Origin of the sequence: Pseudoxanthomonas sp. LjRoot143 (assembly GCF_964252945.1) — a bacterium.
Classification (GTDB): domain Bacteria; phylum Pseudomonadota; class Gammaproteobacteria; order Xanthomonadales; family Xanthomonadaceae; genus Pseudoxanthomonas_A.
On the sequence record NZ_CAXUPM020000001.1, the window covers coordinates 1,569,058 to 1,588,011 of the forward strand.

Genomic DNA, 18,954 nt, shown 5'->3' on the forward strand with positions numbered 1-18,954 from the left:
GGTCCTACGGAGCTACCTTGAACCACAAGTCGAGGGTGATGGTCGGCAGGGGGGCATCCGCATCGGCAGCGGCGCCGATCGCGTCAAAGGCTTTCCAGCACTCGGCGCTGAAGTCGTGCACCGCGAACCGATCCTTGCGGGCGCTGCCCAGGAACGCATCAAGGACCTGAGCGGCGGATGTCTTACCGCTGTTGTTCGCCCCGACGAAAATCGACGTCTCCGGATCGATCTCGATTCGCACATCCCGCAAACGGCGGTAGTTCCTGACGCAAACTGACTCCAGATGCATGCCATCCCCCGTGACGTGCCTTTCCTTGACGCTCGCATCTTAACGTTTCGACGGCGGCGCCGGCGTCGGAGCCCCTAGCGTCGCGGCCCGGCTCAGGATGCCCGTGCGAAGTGCTCGAGCACGGCGAGCTCGACCGCCGTCCCTTGTGCATCGAACCAGCCCAGCAGCTTCTTCAGTTCGGCGCGGCCGTCGGGTGCGAGCACCAGTTGGTTGATCATCGCGCGCACGCCGAGCCGGTTGCGGTACTTGCGCCAAGTTGCCGTCGGGTTCCAGGACGAGGGTCGGCAGGGATTCGTGAGAAATACAGCCGAATCCGTTTTAAGTTTTTGATGTTGCGTGCTTTTCTTCTTCATACGCCGCTGAGGCCACGAAGTGGCCTATTAGCACTTCGCGTCGAAACTGAATAGACAGAGTCCGCTACCCTCTCGGCTCGGCGATCTGCGTCCAGTGGGGCTCCAAAACGATCTCGGTGAATTGGAGAGGCGCGACCTTACGTTCCAGGTCGAGCGTGTAGTCTCCGAACCGATTGATGTGGCTGGTCCGATACGGCGACAAGCCGCCCAGAACCTCGGGATTCAACTCCATCCCCTCCTCCTGCAGGCTGGCCAACGTGCGTGTCATCTGGTCTACGTTGTGCAGGATGATCATATTGGCCACGAGCTGGTTGTACTTCACGACCTTTCGCTGCTCATGAAGCACGTTCTCGGCAATGATCCCTTCTCCGCCGAAGAAAACCCATTTGACGAAGCCATTGAACTCTTCGCTTTTGTTGGTGGCCGCCTGGATAGTCCGACGCATGTCCACGTCATCGATGTAGCGCAGCAAGAACAGCGTGCGAATGACCTTCCCAAGCTCCCGGAAGGCGAAGTACAACTTGTTCTTCCGGCTGTAGGTTCCCAGCCGGCGAAGGATCGTCGAAGCGGTGATCTTGCCCAACTTGATCGACACCGTGACCCGCAGCATGTCGTGCAGATGCGTTTCGATCAGGCCCCAGTCGATGCTGTCGCCGAACAGCGCCTGGATGTTCTTGTACGGGCGACCCGCCTCCGCGCGGAAGAAGGTCAGATCCTTGATGTTGCGAATACGTGGCATCAACTGAATGCCCAACAGGTAGGACAAACCAAAGACCGGATAACTCTGGGCCTGGGTATCCCCATGCACGATTTCAGGCTGGATATCAGACGTGTTGGCCAGCAATCCGTCCAGAATGTAGATCGCTTCGTGCACACCGCACGGAATGAAGTGACTGAACAGCGCCACGTACTTGTCAGAGACGTGGTAGTAGCCGATGCCGCCATAACCACCGTAGCGGATGTGGTACTCCGAGAGCAGGTTCTGCTCGTACATGCTCCACTTGGTGCCATCGGCCGACGCACTCTTGCCCGAGCCCCAGTAGCCAGGCAGATCGAACTTGTTGAACGTATTGATCACCTGCACGATCGCCTTGTCCAACGTGTCTTCAGTGACGTACTTGAGGTTAAGCCAGGAAATCTGGCGCCGACTGAAGCCCTTGATTGAGCGCGCAGTCTGGGTCGGGCCCAGGTTGCACCCGTAGCAGAACAGCGTAGTGATCACCCGGCGCATGAGATCGTCCACGCGCGCATTGGTGCCCGCAATCGGCCGGAAATGACGGTGCAGCTTGAGCCATTGAGCCGCATCGATCAGCACGTCTACGATACTCATCGCCGGCAGCCTCTCGGTGATAAGAGCATCGACCGTGGCAATGGCGCTGGAGATCTCAGGCCGTTGCAGCTTCCGGAGCACCAGGCGCCCATCCACCACATCGGCGTGGACGTTCTCCGGAAAACGTGCATCCACCGTGTCGGCCAGTGAGCTCAGCTCTTGCTGCAAATGGCGCACGAACTCGCTGGCCTCGGTGGCCAGACCAGATACCTCACCGTAGGCCTCCAGTTCCTGGGCGAATGTGGCCTCATCCACCAGTTGCTCTCGGTAATCGTCGTAGCGCTCCCCGTGGGGAATGAACAGATCACCGGATTTGAGTTCGTCTTTGATCTGGGCCAGCACAGCTAGCTCAAAGTACTTGCGATGCACCCAGCCCGGCCCCAGCGAGTCCGCTTTGCGGCCGAAGACGTGCCTGCGCCAGTTGACTGACAACCAGCCCAGATCCTTTTCAACATCCAGACCGATCGAGCTGGCCTCAATCATGTCCCGCCGCTGACCGCGGAGCGACAGCAGAGCAGCGATCATGCGTTCCATGCCCGCGTCCTGGCTGGTGGAGCGCAGTTGCATGATCTCCAGGCAGTTGAACAGCAACGGGCGGACAACGCTGTAAGGCTGGATCAGGAATGGCAGGTAGTTGCGGCCTGCGTACGCCATATGTTCATCGCATTCGGCCAGCAGTGTGGAAATGTCCGCCACCAGACTCAGTCCGATGGCATCCACACGCTGTGTGTCCGTTCCGTCGATCTGATAAGCCTGCAGGATCTCCTTGAGCTGCGCGATAAGCGTATCAGCACGCTTGCCGTGCTCTACTTGGTAGGCCAACAGTCTTTGCTGGGCCGTGTTCTCCAGGTTCTGCATCAGCCGGATGTACAGGTCGGCCGCATCGTCCAATGTCTTGGCGTACTGGGACCGAATGAAGATCGTCGCCAAGGCATAGCGCTTGGCCGGCTTGAGTTCGGCCAGTTCGCTGGCATCGAGCGCACGCGCCATGGCGCGGAACTGCTTCAGCTTCGGAACCGGAATATCCACGGCCGGCAACTGCTGGGCCAGATGTTGCAGGCGTTGGATATGTTGCAGATAAAAGCGCACTTCCTTATTGGTGGGCCGTTTGGGCTCGCGCTTTAGCGCATTCCAGCCGGTATATGTGGCATTGGCCGGTGCGGCCAACAGTTCCTTGATCAAGCTCTTGGCTGGCGCGGTCAAGGCCTCATTGATGCTGCGGTAATACTGCTCATGCACCTGCTCGCGGGCCTGAACCGCAATCTTCTCCAGCGTACTGAAGCCCGGCAGCTCAAAGCGATGGTGAACCAGCTCCTCCAGCAGCACGTTGATGATGTCGGCGATGACATGCTTGGTTTGAGCGGCGGCCTGGGCCACCGTTGCCAGCCATTCCCTCCCGCTGACATCCAGCGGACGAACGCGCAGGAACTTTCGCAGGCGCGCCATATGGGCGCGTTTAGCGCCGGAGACGTCGTAGCGATTCAAGTCTCGGATGGATAGCGCCCGGCGCAGCCCGGCTGCCTGGGCAATATGTTGCCGAATCCGTTCTGGGACATCGGCTAGGATCACGAAGTAGCCCAGCCGCTGGAACATCTTCAGGTGAATGAGCACAGCCAACTGAGTGGTTGGCTGGGTCGCCATGCTACGTGCGAGGCGCACTTCGCCGCCGCTGGGCGTGTAAATCTCGTCCAGTTCCTTGGCCGTGGGATCAGGTTTCAGGCGCGGATACGCGGTCTCGTGCAGCGTCGCCATGCAGTGCCCTGGTCAGGGTTGAGGTCAATCCCAGTGACGCCCGTCCTCGGCGCGCACGGAGGCTTCCAGAAAGCAGTGGTGGTTATCGGCAACGCGATGCATCTCATCCAGCAGCATGGCCATCCTCTCGTCCATGTCCGCGGCGTCGACCACCGGCATCGTGAGTCGGTACTCGCTTCCCTCGGCATCAAGCCGATGGGCTTGAAACGGGGATAGGCACATCGCCTCAATGCGTGCCCGAGCGCGGCCAGCGCCCCTGCCTCGGGGCGTAAACGGGCTCACTAGCAGGCGCAGCGTCAGGCTCACGGTCGCGGCCGGCGCTGGCAGCGCCGCCGAGGCGAGCGCGGGGGGCGGCGCGGCCTGGAGGCCGGCTTCAACGCGTTGGCGGGCGAACGGATCGCGGCCCTGGATGTAACGCATGGCCGAGTGCACGTCTCGCCATCCGACGTACTCCATCAGGGCTTTCACGTCCCAGCCGTTGTCATTGGCCCAGCCCGCAAAGCCCCGGCGAAGGGAATGGCTGCTGTAGCCTCCCACGGCCTCCAGACCTGCGGACTGAAACAGGTCGCGCAGCAAGGGGATCAGGCTGTTCGGATGCAACCCTTGGCTGCCGACGTTGCCCCATTGATCGACACGCCGGAACAGCGGGCCTTGAGTTAGCGCGGCTGCCTGCACCCAGGCCTGCGTGGCACTGACCGCGCACAAGCGCGACAGAGCAGGCACCTTGTACGTATTGCCTGCCGACTGTCTGTCGCCCTTGCTGCGCGGCAGGAAGCAGATCATTCCCTGCTCGGGTACCAGTTCCAAGTACTCAATCTGCAGCCGGATCAACTCATCGCCGCGGAATCCTCGCCAAAAGCCCAGTAACACCAGCGCCTTGTCGCGCATGGCACGCAAGGCATACGCGTGGTCGGCGCGCTCCTGGGCCGCCAGCGTGGCTTGGTCCAGCCACCCGACTACTTGGGTCAGCTGGGCCAGCTGCAACGGCGTGGCCTGCTTTTCGATTCGGGGGTGTAGCGTCTGAATGCCCTTGAGGACCTTGCGTACCAGCGGCGTACGCGTGGGATCGACGAACCCGTGCTCGGCGTGCCAATGCGCCAGTGCTGCCAGTCGTTGCTTCAGCGTGTTGATTGCTGCCTTGGGGGCCTGCTCGGCCAGATAGCGGGCCACGCTATCGGGCGTCGCCGGCAGATGGCCACCCCATTCGACCTCGAAGTGGCGCAGCGCCGAGGCATAGCTGCGCTGCGTGTTCTGACGCGTGGCCGCTTCGAGGTAGCGGTCCACATCGCTCACGCCTGGCAGCACTCCGCCGACGCGCAACCGGCCGGTTGTCGCAGCGTAGAGAGGATCGTGCACTCGGCACGTTGTCCGCCATGGCAACTGGCGATCACCCGCTCCAGTTCCCGGGCCATCCTGCGCAGATCCTCCATCCGGGCCTGGATATCAGCCAAATGACTGCGTGCCAGCCGATCTACGTCCATGCAGGACATCTGGTCGTCCCCGGACAACTGCAGCAGGCTGCGGATCTCTTCCAGACTGAAACCCAGATCCCGGCCGCGGGTAATGAAGCGCAAACGCTCGATATCGGCAGGCTCGTAAACGCGATACCCGCTGCCGGTGCGACCAGGTTGGGGTAACAGGCCGATCCGCTCGTAATAGCGGATGGTTTCCAGATGGCACCCACTGGCCTCGGCGGCCTGACTGATCTTCATGTGGCGACTTGACTCTGTAGTAGCTACGGACTTTACCTTGCCCCCTGTCCAGCCGCCAGCCTCCCGCCCGCGCGCCTCTACCCGTGTCCGGAGCTCTCCATGTTGCGCTCACGCCTGATCCGGTATGCCGCGTATCCCGCCCTGATGGGCGCGGTTCTGGCCGGCACGGCCGCAGTATTGGCCGATGGCCTGCCGGCTTGGCCAACCTTGGCGATCCTGGCGACCGCGGGCATTGCCATGGTGGCGCTGCTGGAGTGGCTGCAGCCCTACGAGCCGTCTTGGCGCCATAGCCAAGGCGACCTCAAAGCCGACTTGATGCATGGCGCCGTCAACTTTGGCCTGCTGGCCGGCACCGCCTATGGATTGCATGCCTTTCGCGGCCTGCTGCCCGCCGGCAGCCTATGGCCGACCCAGTGGCCCCTGATCGGGCAGATGCTGCTGGCGGGGCTGGTGATCGACTTGGGCCTGTATGCCATGCACCGCTTCAGTCATCGGGTGCGATGGGCATGGAAACTGCACGCTATCCACCACAGCGCTGAGCGCTTGTATTGGCTCAATGGAGAACGTCGTCACCCGTTGAGTGCACTGCTGATGGCCGGCCCGGGCTTGGGGTTGACTGTCGCCTTGGGTGCGCCGCCGCTGGTGATCAGTGCGTGGCTGACACTGATGAGTGTTCAACTGGCTTTCCAACACGCCAACTTGGACTACCGCGTTGGCCCGCTACGTCGCTGGCTAGGCGTGGCCGAAGTACATCGGTGGCATCACAAGCGTGACTATGAAGATGCCCAGGTCAACTTCGGCGAGTTCTTCATGATCTGGGATCGTCTGTGCGGCACCTTCCTTGATCGCCCTGAAACGCTGCGCGCCGGCGAGGTCGGGTTGCGCGAGGAAACGATGCCTGCCAGCTATTGGGCGCAGATGTGCTGGCCGTTTAACGAGGCTCCAGATCAACGGGATACGGCCTTTGCGCAATATCTTTGGCAAGGCGATCAAGCGCTACAACAAGGCGATCTCACGACGGCCTACAAACGGTACGAATTGGCCCACGTGCTCTCGCAGCACCGCACGCGCTTGCACGTGCGTAGTCATTGGGCGTTCGCAAGATGGGCGTGGCAAGCCCACGACATGCGCGAAATGGCTGGACAACTGCTGCGCCTGATGGCCGCTGCGACCCTGACATGGGTGTGGATGCCTAAAGGCAATACCGGTGGCGCTCGGGTAAACGCCTTGCGCACGATGCCGATTCCTTCAGAACTGCGTAATTACATGGAGAACACCCGATGAGTGACTGTGGCTGCCATCACGAGGCCAAGAACGCCCAGGAGCGACGTGTACTGTGGATTGCCTTGGTCCTCAACGCGGCCATGGCCGTCATTGGTGGCATCGCCGGCTGGATTGCCCATTCCACAGGTCTGCTGGCTGACGCGCTGGATATGCTGTCTGATGCCACCGCGTACGCCATTGGATTGGTGGCCATCGGACGCACGGCCCGCTTCAAGGCCAATGCCGCTTGGCTCAGTGGCAGCATTCTGCTGGTGCTGGGTATTGGCGTGCTGGTGGAGGTCGGACGACGGGTACTACAGGGCGCCGAACCACTCAGCGGATGGATGATCGGCACCGCGCTGCTATCGCTTGTAGTCAACGTCATCGTGTTGCGCATGCTCTCGCCGCTGAAGTCCGGGGAGGTCCATCTGCGAGCAACGTGGCTGTTTACCCGAGCCGACGTGGTGGCCAACATCGGCGTCATTCTTGCGGGCGTACTGGTGTGGTGGCTGGCCAATCCCTATCCCGACTATGTGATTGGCACCCTTATCGGTTTGTACGTGATCAAGGAAGCCATCGAGATCCTGCGTGACGCACGTCGGGCCAGCACGCAAGTGGGCAAGCCGACCGCGTGAAGATGCGTGTGCGAGCTCTGCCCGCGTTCCGCTGGCTGCTGGCGCTGAGCCTGGCACTGGGTGCCATATGGCACCCGGTGCTTACGGCGGTGGGCGAAATGCACGAGGCAGCCCATACGTGGTCCGGCGCTCACGCAGTGCTGATGACGTCCCACGCGGCCGCTGATGAGAGCGCCTTGGGCAAATCGCTCCATCAGTTGCATCAACTCGCGCATTGCTGCGCGCACGCAGTCGCCGCTCCGGCGATGACTTGGGCGCCACCTCCTGCTCCGATGCAGCAGGCCGTAGAGCCACACGCGGTGGAGACGGTGCCCACAGGGCCATTGGTCGATCCGTTCCGACCGCCTATTGCGGGCCAAGCGCTGGCGTAGGCCAGTCCTTAACCCTTGGTCTGAACTTCTGGAGTGTTGCTATGCAAGTGCGACGTGCGGCGCTGGCCGCTTGGTTGCTGCTGGGTGCAGGGATACCTGCCTGGGCGGTCGACCCCATGACATTGGACGACGCATTCGACCGCGTTGCCCAAGCCCATCCAGACCTGCGCCTGGTGCAGGCACGTACCGCGGTACTGGCGGCCGAGCACGAGGGCGCCAATCAGCGCCCGCCTTGGACATTGGGTGCCGAGGTGGAGAATGCCCTGGGTACCGGAGATGCGAGAGGCTTGGACAGCGCCGAGTTCACCGTGAGTCTGAGCTCGGTGCTGGAGCGAGGCGGGAAACTGGATGCGCGCAGGGCCCTGGCGCAGAGCCGCATCGATGCGCTGGCTGTTCAGCGGGAAGCTCGTCGGCTGGATCTGTTGGCTGAAACGGCGCGGCGCTATCTGGCATTGGTTGCAGCGGACAAGGCCGCCAAGATTGCCCAAGTCGATATCCAACAGCGCCAGCGTACCGTGGCCGCTGCTCGTCAACGTGTGCAGGCCGGCGCCTCACCCGAGTCGGTGCTGTTGACTGCACAGGCTGCCTTGGCAAGAGCCGAGCTGGCCCAAGCAAGGGCCTCCCAGCAAGCCAGCGCTGCACGCCAGCATCTGGCCGCCCTCTGGGGGGAGCGTGAACCCGTGTCGGCGCCGGTCGCTGGCAACCCGCTCGCACTACCGGCGATCGGTTCTCTGGAAACCCTTTCCTCAGAACTGCAGCGTTCTCCCGAGCTGGCCCAGTTTGTCGACGAGCGGCGCATTGCCGAAGCACGTTTGAATCTGGCTCGCACAGCAGGCACGTCGGATCTGGCTTGGCAAGTCGGCGTGCGTCGGATGCAGGACACAAGCGACACCGCGCTCGTGGGGGGCATCTCGCTGCCTTTGGGTGCTCGAAGCCGGGCGCAACCAGAGATTCGTGCCGCTGAGGCGGAGTTGGAAGTGCTTTCGATCGAACGTGAGGCGCAGGGAATGGCGTTGTATTCCACCCTGGTCGAAGCCCACGGCCGTTACACCGTCGCCCGTGACGAAGTGGCCCGTCTTCAAGACGATGTGCTGCCCAAGCTGACCAAGGCTGAGCAAGCGGCCGAGCGTGCATATCGCGCTGGGGCCATCAGCTATCTGGAATGGGCGCAGCTGCAGTCCGAAAGGACCGCAGCTCTGCAGCAACAACTGGACGTCGCGCTCGATGCGCAACGTGCCCTCATCGAAATCCAACGGCTCACCGGCCAGGCCATGGTTGCCTCTGCCGCTGCCGCCACCTCCGGAGAGTTGACCCCATGAGCCGTTTCCCCTGGATCGCGCTGGCCCTGACATTGGCCCTGACGGCTTGTAGTGGCCCGGCACCCAATGCCCGTGGCGAGGCCGAAGAAGGCCATGAGGCCGAAGAACAAGGCGAGCACGAAGAACTGCCCCAACAGACCACGATCGAGGCCCAAACGGCACAGTCCGCCGGCATCCGCGCCGCCCGCGTGGGTCCTGGCCAGATCGCCGATGAGCAGGAAGTCCAAGGGCTGCTTACGCCGGTCGAAGGTCGCATCGCCCTGGTGACTGCACGTTTCCCCGGTCCTGTGCGTGCCGTTCGCGTAGGCGTGGGCGACCAGGTCAAGGCAGGACAGGTGCTCGCGACGGTGGAGAGCAACTTGAGCCTGACGACCTATTCCGTTTCCGCCCCCATAAGCGGCGTGGTGATGGCGCGGACCGCCTCGGTCGGCACGTCTGCCGCCGAAGGCGCGCCCTTGTTCGAGATCGCAGATCTGTCCACCTTGTGGGTAGATCTGCATATCTTCGGACGGGACGCCGGGCACATCGAAGCTGGTGTGCCGGTGACCGTGAGCCGATTGAGTGATAGCGTTTCCGAGCAGACGACCTTGGAACGCGTGCTGCCCGGCACCGCCACGGCCAGCCAAAGCACGATCGCACGCGCGAGCTTGCGCAATGCCGATGGACGCTGGCGGCCAGGTTCCGCCGTTAAAGCACGCATTACCGTTGATCGCGCAGAAGCGGATCTGGTAGTCCCCGTGACCGCGCTGCAGACCGCCGAAGATCGGGACGTGGTGTACGTGCAACAGGGCGAGGTCTATCACACGCGCCCGGTGAAGCTAGGCCGACGCGACGCCGAACGGGTGGAAGTCTTAGAAGGCCTGAAGGCCGGTGAGCAGGTGGTGGTGGCCCAGAGCTTCCTGGTCAAGGCCGACATCGAGAAGTCCACCGTCGAAGAAGAAGAGTGAGGCCCGCCATGCTCGAACGCCTCATCCATTTTTCCATTCGCCATCGCTGGCTGATGCTGGTACTGACCGCAGCGCTTATTGCGCTCGGCGTGTGGAGCTATCGTCAGCTGTCCATTGACGCCACGCCCGACATCACCAACGTCCAGGTCCAGATCAACACCCAGGCGCCAGGTTACTCGCCGCTGGAAGCCGAGCAACGGGTGACATTCCCCATTGAAACGGCGATGGCCGGCTTGCCCCAGTTGGACTACAGCCGCTCGTTGTCTCGCTATGGGTTATCGCAGGTGACGGTCGTCTTCAAGGATGGGACGGACCTGTACTTCGCGCGCCAGCAGGTCGCCGAGCGCCTGCAGCAAATCACGTCTCAGCTTCCTGAGGGGCTAGATCCTGAGATGGGGCCGATCTCTACCGGTCTAGGTGAGATCTTCATGTACACGGTGGAAGCCGAGCCCGATGCCCGCAAGCCCGATGGCTCCCCGTACACGGCCACGGACCTGCGGACGCTGCAGGATTGGGTGATCCGCCCGCAACTGCGCACCACGCCTGGGGTGACCGAGGTCAACACCATCGGTGGCTTTGAACGGCAGATCCACATCACTCCCGATCCAGCGCAACTGGTAGCCCTGGGATTCACGCTCCAAGACGTTGTTGGCGCGGTGATGCGCAACAACCAGAACGTGGGAGCCGGCTACATCGAGCGCAACGGGCAGCAGTTCCTGGTGCGCGTACCGGGCCAGCTACGGGATGTGGACGCGGTCGGCAGCATCGTGCTGGATCGTCGTGATGGCGTCCCGATCCGCGTGCGCGATGTCGCCACCGTTGGCGAAGGCAAGGAGCTGCGCACCGGCGCGGCCACGCAGAACGGGCATGAGGTGGTCGTCGGTACGGCCTTTATGCTGTTTGGCGCCAACAGTCGCGACGTTTCTCGGGCCGCTGTGGCCAAGCTGGAGGCTGCCAACGCCAGTCTGCCCGAAGGTGTGCACGCCAAGGCGGTGTATGACCGCACGGCGTTGGTAGATCGCACCATAGGGACCGTTGCCAAGAACCTGATCGAAGGCGCGCTTCTGGTGGTGGTGGTGTTGTTCCTGCTACTGGGCAATGTCCGGGCGTCGTTGATCACCGCAGCTGTGATCCCGCTGGCCATGCTGTTCACCATCATCGGCATGGTGCGAGGCAACGTATCGGGCAATCTGATGAGCCTGGGCGCGTTGGACTTCGGGCTTATCGTGGATGGTGCGGTCATCATCATCGAGAACTGCCTGCGTCGTTTCGGCGAGGCGCAGAATGCGCTGGGCAGGCAACTCAACGATCAAGAGCGATATGACCTGACGGCTTCGGCAACGGCGGAAGTCATTCGACCGAGCCTGTTCGGCCTGGGCATTATCGCGGCCGTCTATCTGCCGATCTTTGCCCTCTCCGGCGTCGAGGGGAAGATGTTCCACCCCATGGCCATTACCGTCGTCCTGGCGCTGACCGGCGCGATGATGCTGTCGCTGACGTTCGTGCCAGCGGCCATTGCAACCTTCCTGCGTGGACGCGTGGCCGAGCACGATAACCGACTGATGCGCTGGTCACGAGCTCGCTACACGCCGCTGCTGGATTGGGCGCTACGCCGTCGATTGGCCGTACTGGGCGGCGCCACGGTACTGGTGGTCGCGTGCGGCATCCTGGCCACGCGGCTGGGATCGGAGTTCGTGCCCAGCCTGGATGAGGGCGACATCACGCTGCAGCCGATGCGGATTCCAGGCACGAGTCTGGAGCAATCGGTGGCGATGCAGGAAACATTGGAGAAGCGATTGGCGCAGTTTCCCGAGGTGGCCAACATTTTCTCCAAGATCGGTACCGCCGAGGTAGCCACCGATCCGATGCCCCCCTCGATGGCCGACACGTTCCTCATGCTCAAGCCGCGGGATCAGTGGCCAGATCCCCGCAAGCCCAAGGCAGAGTTGATCGAAGAACTGGAGCAAGCCGCCAAGAAAATCCCCGGTAGCAACTATGAGTTCACCCAGCCCATCCAGATGCGCACGAACGAACTGATCTCCGGCGTCCGCTCGGACGTGGCGATCAAGGTCTATGGCGATGATCTGGATCAGCTCGCACGACTTGCTGGCCGCATCGAGCGGGCAATGCGTGAAGTGCCTGGTGCTGAGGACGTGAAGTCTGAGCAAGTGAGCGGACTGCCGTTGCTCACGGTAACCCCAGACCCGGTAGCGCTGGCACGGTATGGATTGAATCCAGGAGATGTGCAGGAGACGGTGGCCACCGCTATCGGTGGTCAGGTAGCGGGCCAGTTCATTGAAGGCGATCGTCGCTTCGCTCTCGTGGTCCGGCTACCCGAAACATTGCGCTCAGATCCGGCGGTGCTGGCAGACCTGCCGATTCCGTTGCCCGAGGACAATAGTCCCGATGAGTCCAGCCGTGAGGCGACATGGCGTGGCGGTAGCCCTCGGACCGTGCCGTTACGTGAGGTCGCTACCATCCAAGTCGAGCGTGGACCGAACCAGGTGAACCGCGAGAACGGCAAGCGACGCGTGGTCATCACGGCCAATGTGCGCGAACGCGATCTGGGAAGTTTCGTGGGAGATTTGCGCACCAAAATCGGCGAGGAAGTGAAGATGCCGGAAGGCTACTGGGTGGCCTATGGAGGCACGTTCGAGCAATTGATCTCCGCCAGCCAGCGCCTTTCCGTAGTCGTTCCGGTCACCTTGGCTCTCATATTTGCTCTGCTGTTCATGGCCTTTGGGTCGGCAAAGGACGCTGCGATCGTGTTCAGCGGGGTACCGCTGGCGCTGACCGGCGGCGTCATCGCGCTGGCGCTGCGCGGAATTCCGTTGTCCATCTCCGCCGGCGTGGGCTTCATCGCCCTATCGGGCGTGGCGGTGTTGAACGGCTTGGTCATGATTGCCTTCATCCGACGCCTGCGCGAACAAGGCGATCCGCTGGATGAGGCCGTGCGCGATGGTGCGCTCGGCAGGCTGCGTCCGGTGCTGATGACCGCGCTGGTGGCTTCTTTGGGCTTCTTGCCGATGGCTCTCAATGTCGGTGCGGGTTCGGAAGTCCAGCGGCCCCTGGCGACCGTGGTGATCGGTGGCATCTTGTCCTCGACCGCCTTGACCCTGTTTGTATTGCCCGTGCTGTACCGGTGGTTACACCGAGAGCGCGACCGGCCCGTTCTCCCGACCACGGCGCTCGCATGAGGCAGCATCATGCCCAAGCCTGACCTGGAAATTGTGCGTGCGGCGATGTTCGCCGATCCCGGGGTGAAGGCGGTCGACGATCTGCGGTGGATGCCTGCCGCATCCGGGCTGGGCATTCAGGCCACGGTGACAGTGGCCTCATCGGCGGTGGACCTGGCCACAGTGCAGGCCGTCGTGGGCCAGATTCTCGCCACTCAGTTCGGCGTAACAGAACTACACCTGACATTCAACGATCCCAGGCCGGCACCGACGCAACCGACCCGTGGGCCTATCGAAAAGAGGTAAAGCGGAGGGCGGCATTGCCGCCCTCCGAACCCTCAACCAATCCAACCGAAGGCAAACACCGTTCCCAAGGTCGTGCTGAGCGCTGCTACGCCCCACAACCCAAACGCTGATCCGTCGCAATCGCGTGCAGGTGGCGGCCAGCCTGGGGTCGGCTGGGCACGGAGGAGCGCGTGCTCGCCATAGCAGTGCGCCAGAGAGCGCCAGCAGGCCAAAGGCCAGGCCGAACACCAACGCCTTGTGCAGCCCACCGGGCGCGCCGGCAGCGTGGGAGCAGCACCCGACTAGTCTCGGGACTCATAGACTTGGTGCCCTGGCCAGGCGCAGGCGCCTGCCAGGACAAAGGCCACGCTTTGCCGGGCCCGCGTGAACGCCACGTAGTACTTCGCCGGTGAGGTGATACGGGAGGCGTCAGCGGTGCGCAGGAACTGGGCCAGGGGGCCATTGGGATAGATCAGCACGCGGGAGTATGTCCGTCCCTTGGCTTGTCCAAAGTTGACCGCAGGATAGCCATCGCAGGCTTCCCGCCGGTCGTAACGCAGGACGGTGGGCGCGAACTGCAGTACATATTTTTGCACCAGAGTGGGTGCCACCACATAAATGCCCTCATGCCCGGTCAGCTCGCTATTTCCTGACTCGGTGCGCGGCATCTGCGGATACAGCGCATCGGCCAGATCACACAGCGACTGCGCACAGCGGTGGCTGATCACCCGATGCTGGATCTGACACAAGTTCCGCGCCTGCCAGGCTTGGAAAAGCCCCATCATGGCCACACCACGGTATTGCTGGTGACGCGGAGAATGGTTGGTGGCGTAGGTCGCCTGGCGGGTATCACCCACCAGCGTGATCTCGATGCCGCTGGAGAGCAGGCGCTCGACCAGGTCCAGGTCGTAGCCGGCCAAGTCCTGGACCTCATCGATGTAGAGCTCGTCGTACATGGCCGCCAAACGCTCGATGACACGGCCTTGGGTAAGCTCATCGCAGCGCACGGCAAAGTCAGCGGCGCGATCGGAATATATTCGATCGCCGGCCAGATAGTGACGAGCCACCTGACTACGGGGAGCACGATTGTTGGTCCTGCCCTCAACGAAGAGGATGGACTCCACGCGGGGCTGGGCACACAGCGCCGCCTGATAGGGCCGAATGCACTCGCGCAGCAGAAAGCTGTACCAACTGTAGAGCGACACGTGCGCCGGCACGGCGCCAGCCTGCCGTTCAAACGCGCGCCTGATCTCTTCCAGGTTCTCAAGCGTGTAGGTCAGGATGGCGATCCGGCGTTGCGGGCGCGCCAGGGACTGGCGCACCAACATCGTCGTCTTGCCCGAACCGGCCGCCGAGAGCAGTACCTGATTAGGCGATGGCACGCTGGACATAGTCCGGAAACACGATCGAGTGGGGACTATTGAAGATGGCCAACGCTGTATCGGTCTTGTTGCCCTTCATGAACTTCAACAGCGCCGCCTCATCGGCGAACGTTTTATCCAACACCAGATTCAATTGCGCCAGCGTATTTGCCTTGATCAATTGTTGCTCCAGCGAGGGTGCGTCCTCATCGGAGTCATAGTAGATGTAGTTCAGGAAATCAGCGTAGCGTTCCTGCAGCAGGGCTACGTCGCCGTCGTTGTCGGTAACGACAGCGGTTGGGATATCCAGGCGTTGGGCGATCTGCAGAAATCGCTTGAAGGCCAGGGAGTTGACCGAGATCACGTCCACGCCACGGGCCAACGGCGACACGCCGTGGTGATCCTTGAAGGCTCGCTGGACGATCAACTCGTCCGAGGGGCCCTCGACAAGGATCGCCTGCTTGGCCAGGATCAACCGCAGGGTGTCATGACCCGGCAGCTTCATGAAGTAGTCGTGCGTATCGGTCGGCAGTTGGTCCAGTTTTATGTGTCCGCGTGCACTGAAGAGGATCACGTTGTCCACGCCGAGCTTGTTCAACACGAAGCTGCTATGCGTTGCAATGATGACTTGCTGGGCGGTGGACAGAGCTGCGATCTTGTCGATCAGTTGGGTCATACTGGAGAAGGACAGATGATTCTCGGGCTCTTCTACCAGCAGCACGTGCGCAGCACCGGCCGCGCGCATGGCCAGTTTCATTTTGACCGCACTCTGTTCGCCTTTGCCGGCGTGGGTGAAAGGAAGATCGTCCAGGTAGGGAGACAGACTGGCCTCCCACGTCGACCGCGCCGAGGTGTCCACACCCACGGTCAGCGTCTTATTGCTGACATCGCCCGCATTTTCGGCCAGGAACGTGTTGATGGCCGCCACGTCCGTTTCCTGGGAAAAGCTCTGCCGCATGCGGCGATAACTCAGCGACAAGGCCACGCGCTGAGCCGGAGAAAGCACCTGGTCGATGATGCTGCCGATGTAGCGATCCGTGCCTGAAAAGGTCTTGGCACTGGTGGTATCGATTATCGTGGAGTCGAATGGGATGCTGCGGGCGGTGACGCCATTGTTGGCGAAGGAATACCAGCGGACGGTGTAGTACTCCACCGGCAAGCTGCCCCCCTGGTGCTCGCGCAAATAGGCATCGAACTCGGGGCGATAGTCTTCGTTGAGTTCGATCAGCAGCCGAATGCCGGCCATGTCAGCGCCGAGGGAGTTGTTGGTACCCCGCAATGAAGCCAGGGTGGCATCCCGTCCGAGGTAAGCCTCGATCACGATCCGCGGAGGCGAACCAGGCTGTCCATCCCGCAGACGTGCCAGATACTCGTCGACAGCCGGTTGGTGGAACAGGTAGGGGGTGATTTCGTAGGCGATGCCTCGTCCGTGCAATTGGCCGGTCACGACAGCATGAATAGCTTCCAATAGCGTGGACTTGCCGACCTCGTTGTTGCCCACGATCAGGTTCATGTGGGGGTTGAGCGGCAAATCCAGGTGGCCAAACGCCTTGAAGTTCTCGATGACGACTCGTTCGATCGGCATGGTTCATCCCTGTACGACTGCAGCGCGAGCACGGCGCCCGGAGCCATCCGGACACGCCGGCATGGCGTTCATACTAAACCGGGCCAGTGGGGCGGATTTCGTACGGGTGAGACACCCCGGAGGCGGCTGGCGGCCGATCACGCGGGATAATTCAACATTATCCCGCCTGAGCAAAGCCGCCGCCGAACGACCGCCTGCACTCTTTATTAGTATGTAATTACATGGTATGTAATACATTACGAAATAATTGGAGAACAGCATCATGGCGCGCGCAGGACTCTACAAAGGGGATGTCCAGAAAGCGCGTGACGCGCTGCTGGCCCAAGGCAAGAAGCCTTCCGTGGACGCGGTTCGGGTGGCTCTGGGCAACACGGGCTCCAAGACCACGATCCATCGCTACTTGCGTGAACTGGAAGAGGAGGAGGGCGGCGGTCCGTCACGTGCGGTGGCCGTGAGTGAGGCCTTGCAAGACTTGGTCGCGCGCCTGGCTGCGCGACTTCAAGAGGAGGCAGAAGCGATCCTCACCAGGGAGCGAGAACGCCATGGGGCCGAACTCCAGCGTCAGCAACAAGCGCTTTCCACCGCCCAACAGGAAGCCGCTGCCCTGGGCAGTCAGCTGCAGCGCACTGAGACCAGCTTGACGCAAGAGCAAGCCGCTCACGCCCTACTTCAGCAGAATCTGCGCGACAAGGTCGCGGAAATCGCCCAGTTGAATGAGCGCATCGCCGGCATGACGGTGCGGCTGGCTGATTACGAGGCGCATACGCGTTCTCTGGAGGACAAGCATGCCCACGCCCGGGAAGCGCTCGAGCACTACCGCGCCTCAACCAAAGAGCAGCGCGAGCAAGAGCTTCGCCGTCACGAGCATCAGATCCAAGAGCTGCAAGTAGCCTTACGTCAGGCCAATGAAGCCTTGGGCGCGAAGAATCAGGAGCTGTTGGTGCTTAACCGCGACAATGGCCAATGGCTGGAGCGCCATGGGCGGATTGAGCGTGAGCTTGTCCAGTTGAGGCAGGTCCACGAAGGCCAACACAGCGAGATCGTGGCGTTGCGCCAGACCGCAACGGACCACATGGCACTGCAGGAGCGCTGGAAGACTGACGTCAAGGCCTTGGATGCCCTGCGCAGCGAGCTAGCTCAAGTCCAAGACACCCTTGCGCAGGAGCGTGAGCGCCGCCAGAGCGCTGAAGCCGATGCGTTGCGTGCCAACGCGCGTCTTGAAGCGCTGGAGCCCCTGCTGAATCAACTGACGCCGGCACAAAATACGGTGAAGAGAACCCGGCGCAGCAGTACGCAGGGTGGGGGAGCGGACTAACGAGGCTACTCGTTTGCCTGCTAGCGGCCGGGATAGCGCTCCCCAGTCCAGTACGCCCATTCCATAGGTACGACCCAGTCTACGAACAGCTTGGCTACTGAGGACTCCGGTGCCAGATGGTAGGGCTTGAACATGCCTTGCTGGGGCGAACTGGTCATCAGGTAGCGCAAGCGCTTCTTGACCTCTTGAAAGATGGCCTCGCGCACATGGGCGCTGTCGTGCACGCCAAGACGCATTGCCACCGACGCGCCTTGGCGTACCGCCGCCCAGCAACAATAGCGCCACTGCGCGATCGGCAGACCCCGCGGTCCGGATTGAAACACGAACCCCACATCACGTGCCCAGCCTGGGTCGAAGTGATGTTTGAGCAATTGCTGCTCTAGAAACTGCTCGGTCTCCCAGAGTGCAAGTTCATCCCACAGCTCTAGTTTTGCGTCCGCCAGTTCTACATCGTGTGCCATATCACCGAGTTGGTCTTCCAGCACCGGGAGCAGGTGCCTGCGCTCGTGGGTAGACCAGGCGAAAGCCCATTGCAGATCTTCGATGGGCGTGACCTCGGCATCGGGTCGGATCTGCCATCGATCCGCTGGCCAGGGAACTTGGATCAGGGCCAAGTCTCGCAAGGCGTCCAGCACCAGCAAGGTGGAGCGGCGTGTGGGCGCCACCGGTATGCGTCGTAGCTGCGCGGCCAGCAGCGCGGCAAGGAAAAGGGTGCCACGAAGCCCCAACGCCTCGATGCTGGCGACCCCAGATGGCGTCATTGACGAGGTTCCGGGCATGCGGGTTCCGGGGGTGAGGGAGCGGCGTGGCTCCTGGCGATGGCAGCGCTACCGGGGTCGCCGGTTGCCTCAAAGCTAAGAATATCTTAGTATGCAAGGCAGGGTACATCCGCCATCCTTATGGGGTCTCCATGGGGTGCGCGCGTGACTTTGTCAGTCGACTCAACACCGACCTTCGCTCGACGCCTCAAACAAGCCCGCCTGCACACGGGCTTGTCGCAGAAGGAGTTGGGCATCCGGGCCGGTCTGGATCCTCACGTGGCCAGCCCCCGAATCAACCAGTACGAGCGTGGCAAGCACGAGCCGAAGCTGGAGACCGCTGAGCGGTTGGCTCAAGCGTTGGGGATCCCCGCCGCGTTGCTGTACACCGATGATGATCTGCTGGCCAAGTTGCTCCTACGCTGGGGCTCGCTCAGCAAGCAGCAGAAGCGCGAGCTGGTGAAGCTGATCGAGAGCACATCCGAGAAGTAGGCCGTACGGTC

The 18,954-nt window shown here is 62.1% G+C and carries 16 protein-coding genes; 8 read left to right on the top strand and 8 right to left on the bottom strand.

The window, feature by feature from the left end:
• Positions 1-4: 4 nt before the first annotated feature.
• The 5 genes from ACSQ1W_RS07355 to ACSQ1W_RS07375 form a co-directional block, all read right to left on the bottom strand.
• Positions 5-289 (bottom strand): AAA family ATPase, encoded by a 285-nt coding sequence (locus tag ACSQ1W_RS07355; protein ID WP_436042603.1) that lies wholly within the window; start codon positions 287-289, stop codon positions 5-7.
• A 92-nt stretch (positions 290-381) separates the two neighbouring features.
• Entirely contained in the window at positions 382-642 is a 261-nt protein-coding gene (locus tag ACSQ1W_RS07360) for a hypothetical protein (RefSeq protein ID WP_436042605.1), read from the bottom strand.
• Positions 643-706: 64 nt separating this feature from the next.
• Positions 707-3,724, bottom strand: coding sequence for a Tn3 family transposase (locus tag ACSQ1W_RS07365; RefSeq protein ID WP_046933271.1), 3,018 nt, complete (start codon positions 3,722-3,724; stop codon positions 707-709).
• A 24-nt stretch (positions 3,725-3,748) separates the two neighbouring features.
• Positions 3,749-5,017: a site-specific integrase gene (locus ACSQ1W_RS07370; RefSeq protein ID WP_046932193.1), complete on the bottom strand. Its 1,269-nt coding sequence runs from the start codon at positions 5,015-5,017 to the stop codon at positions 3,749-3,751.
• A complete protein-coding gene (locus ACSQ1W_RS07375) occupies positions 5,014-5,436 on the bottom strand; it encodes a MerR family transcriptional regulator (protein WP_046932166.1) in 423 nt (140 codons plus the stop codon). The genes ACSQ1W_RS07370 and ACSQ1W_RS07375 overlap by 4 nt, the downstream gene beginning before the upstream one ends.
• Before the next feature lie 99 nt (positions 5,437-5,535).
• On the opposite strand from ACSQ1W_RS07375, the gene ACSQ1W_RS07380 reads away from it, so the two are divergent.
• The 6 genes from ACSQ1W_RS07380 (at position 5,536) to ACSQ1W_RS07405 (ending at position 13,453) form a co-directional block, all read left to right on the top strand.
• Complete coding sequence (locus ACSQ1W_RS07380; RefSeq protein ID WP_127170488.1) at positions 5,536-6,720, top strand: DUF3703 domain-containing protein; 1,185 nt, start codon at positions 5,536-5,538, stop codon at positions 6,718-6,720.
• A complete protein-coding gene (locus ACSQ1W_RS07385; RefSeq protein WP_046932167.1) occupies positions 6,717-7,334 on the top strand; it encodes a cation diffusion facilitator family transporter in 618 nt (205 codons plus the stop codon). The genes ACSQ1W_RS07380 and ACSQ1W_RS07385 overlap by 4 nt, the downstream gene beginning before the upstream one ends.
• A 412-nt stretch (positions 7,335-7,746) precedes the next feature.
• The gene (locus ACSQ1W_RS07390) at positions 7,747-9,024 is read left to right on the top strand and encodes a TolC family protein (protein ID WP_056878741.1); all 1,278 of its coding nucleotides are present in this window, start codon (positions 7,747-7,749) and stop codon (positions 9,022-9,024) included.
• Positions 9,021-9,971 (top strand): efflux RND transporter periplasmic adaptor subunit, encoded by a 951-nt coding sequence (locus tag ACSQ1W_RS07395; protein ID WP_436042607.1) that lies wholly within the window; start codon positions 9,021-9,023, stop codon positions 9,969-9,971. The genes ACSQ1W_RS07390 and ACSQ1W_RS07395 overlap by 4 nt, the downstream gene beginning before the upstream one ends.
• A gap of 8 nt (positions 9,972-9,979) precedes the next feature.
• Positions 9,980-13,168, top strand: coding sequence for an efflux RND transporter permease subunit (locus tag ACSQ1W_RS07400; protein ID WP_046935219.1), 3,189 nt, complete (start codon positions 9,980-9,982; stop codon positions 13,166-13,168).
• A 9-nt stretch (positions 13,169-13,177) separates the two neighbouring features.
• A complete protein-coding gene (locus tag ACSQ1W_RS07405; protein ID WP_046933400.1) occupies positions 13,178-13,453 on the top strand; it encodes a hypothetical protein in 276 nt (91 codons plus the stop codon).
• A 281-nt stretch (positions 13,454-13,734) separates the two neighbouring features.
• On the opposite strand, the gene ACSQ1W_RS07410 is transcribed toward ACSQ1W_RS07405, so the two are convergent.
• The gene (locus tag ACSQ1W_RS07410; RefSeq protein ID WP_046933399.1) at positions 13,735-14,823 is read right to left on the bottom strand and encodes a UvrD-helicase domain-containing protein; all 1,089 of its coding nucleotides are present in this window, start codon (positions 14,821-14,823) and stop codon (positions 13,735-13,737) included.
• Complete coding sequence (locus tag ACSQ1W_RS07415; RefSeq protein ID WP_046932181.1) at positions 14,801-16,378, bottom strand: ATP-dependent nuclease; 1,578 nt, start codon at positions 16,376-16,378, stop codon at positions 14,801-14,803. The genes ACSQ1W_RS07410 and ACSQ1W_RS07415 overlap by 23 nt, the downstream gene beginning before the upstream one ends.
• Before the next feature lie 262 nt (positions 16,379-16,640).
• Here ACSQ1W_RS07415 and ACSQ1W_RS07420 point away from each other — a divergent pair, with 262 nt between their 5' ends.
• The gene (locus ACSQ1W_RS07420) at positions 16,641-17,693 is read left to right on the top strand and encodes a DNA-binding protein (RefSeq protein ID WP_054668669.1); all 1,053 of its coding nucleotides are present in this window, start codon (positions 16,641-16,643) and stop codon (positions 17,691-17,693) included.
• Positions 17,694-17,713: 20 nt separating this feature from the next.
• Here the strand turns inward: ACSQ1W_RS07420 and ACSQ1W_RS07425 are convergent, their stop codons facing one another.
• A complete protein-coding gene (locus tag ACSQ1W_RS07425; protein WP_228903388.1) occupies positions 17,714-18,472 on the bottom strand; it encodes a hypothetical protein in 759 nt (252 codons plus the stop codon).
• A gap of 120 nt (positions 18,473-18,592) precedes the next feature.
• On the opposite strand from ACSQ1W_RS07425, the gene ACSQ1W_RS07430 reads away from it, so the two are divergent.
• Positions 18,593-18,943, top strand: coding sequence for a helix-turn-helix domain-containing protein (locus ACSQ1W_RS07430; protein WP_046934799.1), 351 nt, complete (start codon positions 18,593-18,595; stop codon positions 18,941-18,943).
• Positions 18,944-18,954: the final 11 nt, after the last annotated feature.

Coding starts and splice junctions, on each gene's coding strand:
- ACSQ1W_RS07385 (WP_046932167.1), top strand. CDS start 6,717: ATGAGTGACTGTGGCTGCCATCACGAGGCCAAGAACGCCCAGGAGCGA.
- ACSQ1W_RS07415 (WP_046932181.1), bottom strand. CDS start 16,378: ATGCCGATCGAACGAGTCGTCATCGAGAACTTCAAGGCGTTTGGCCAC.
- ACSQ1W_RS07380 (WP_127170488.1), top strand. CDS start 5,536: ATGTTGCGCTCACGCCTGATCCGGTATGCCGCGTATCCCGCCCTGATG.
- ACSQ1W_RS07410 (WP_046933399.1), bottom strand. CDS start 14,823: ATGTCCAGCGTGCCATCGCCTAATCAGGTACTGCTCTCGGCGGCCGGT.
- ACSQ1W_RS07425 (WP_228903388.1), bottom strand. CDS start 18,472: ATGCCCGGAACCTCGTCAATGACGCCATCTGGGGTCGCCAGCATCGAG.
- ACSQ1W_RS07375 (WP_046932166.1), bottom strand. CDS start 5,436: ATGAAGATCAGTCAGGCCGCCGAGGCCAGTGGGTGCCATCTGGAAACC.
- ACSQ1W_RS07355 (WP_436042603.1), bottom strand. CDS start 289: ATGCATCTGGAGTCAGTTTGCGTCAGGAACTACCGCCGTTTGCGGGAT.
- ACSQ1W_RS07365 (WP_046933271.1), bottom strand. CDS start 3,724: ATGGCGACGCTGCACGAGACCGCGTATCCGCGCCTGAAACCTGATCCC.
- ACSQ1W_RS07430 (WP_046934799.1), top strand. CDS start 18,593: ATGGGGTCTCCATGGGGTGCGCGCGTGACTTTGTCAGTCGACTCAACA.
- ACSQ1W_RS07405 (WP_046933400.1), top strand. CDS start 13,178: ATGCCCAAGCCTGACCTGGAAATTGTGCGTGCGGCGATGTTCGCCGAT.
- ACSQ1W_RS07360 (WP_436042605.1), bottom strand. CDS start 642: ATGAAGAAGAAAAGCACGCAACATCAAAAACTTAAAACGGATTCGGCT.
- ACSQ1W_RS07420 (WP_054668669.1), top strand. CDS start 16,641: ATGGCGCGCGCAGGACTCTACAAAGGGGATGTCCAGAAAGCGCGTGAC.
- ACSQ1W_RS07390 (WP_056878741.1), top strand. CDS start 7,747: ATGCAAGTGCGACGTGCGGCGCTGGCCGCTTGGTTGCTGCTGGGTGCA.
- ACSQ1W_RS07395 (WP_436042607.1), top strand. CDS start 9,021: ATGAGCCGTTTCCCCTGGATCGCGCTGGCCCTGACATTGGCCCTGACG.
- ACSQ1W_RS07400 (WP_046935219.1), top strand. CDS start 9,980: ATGCTCGAACGCCTCATCCATTTTTCCATTCGCCATCGCTGGCTGATG.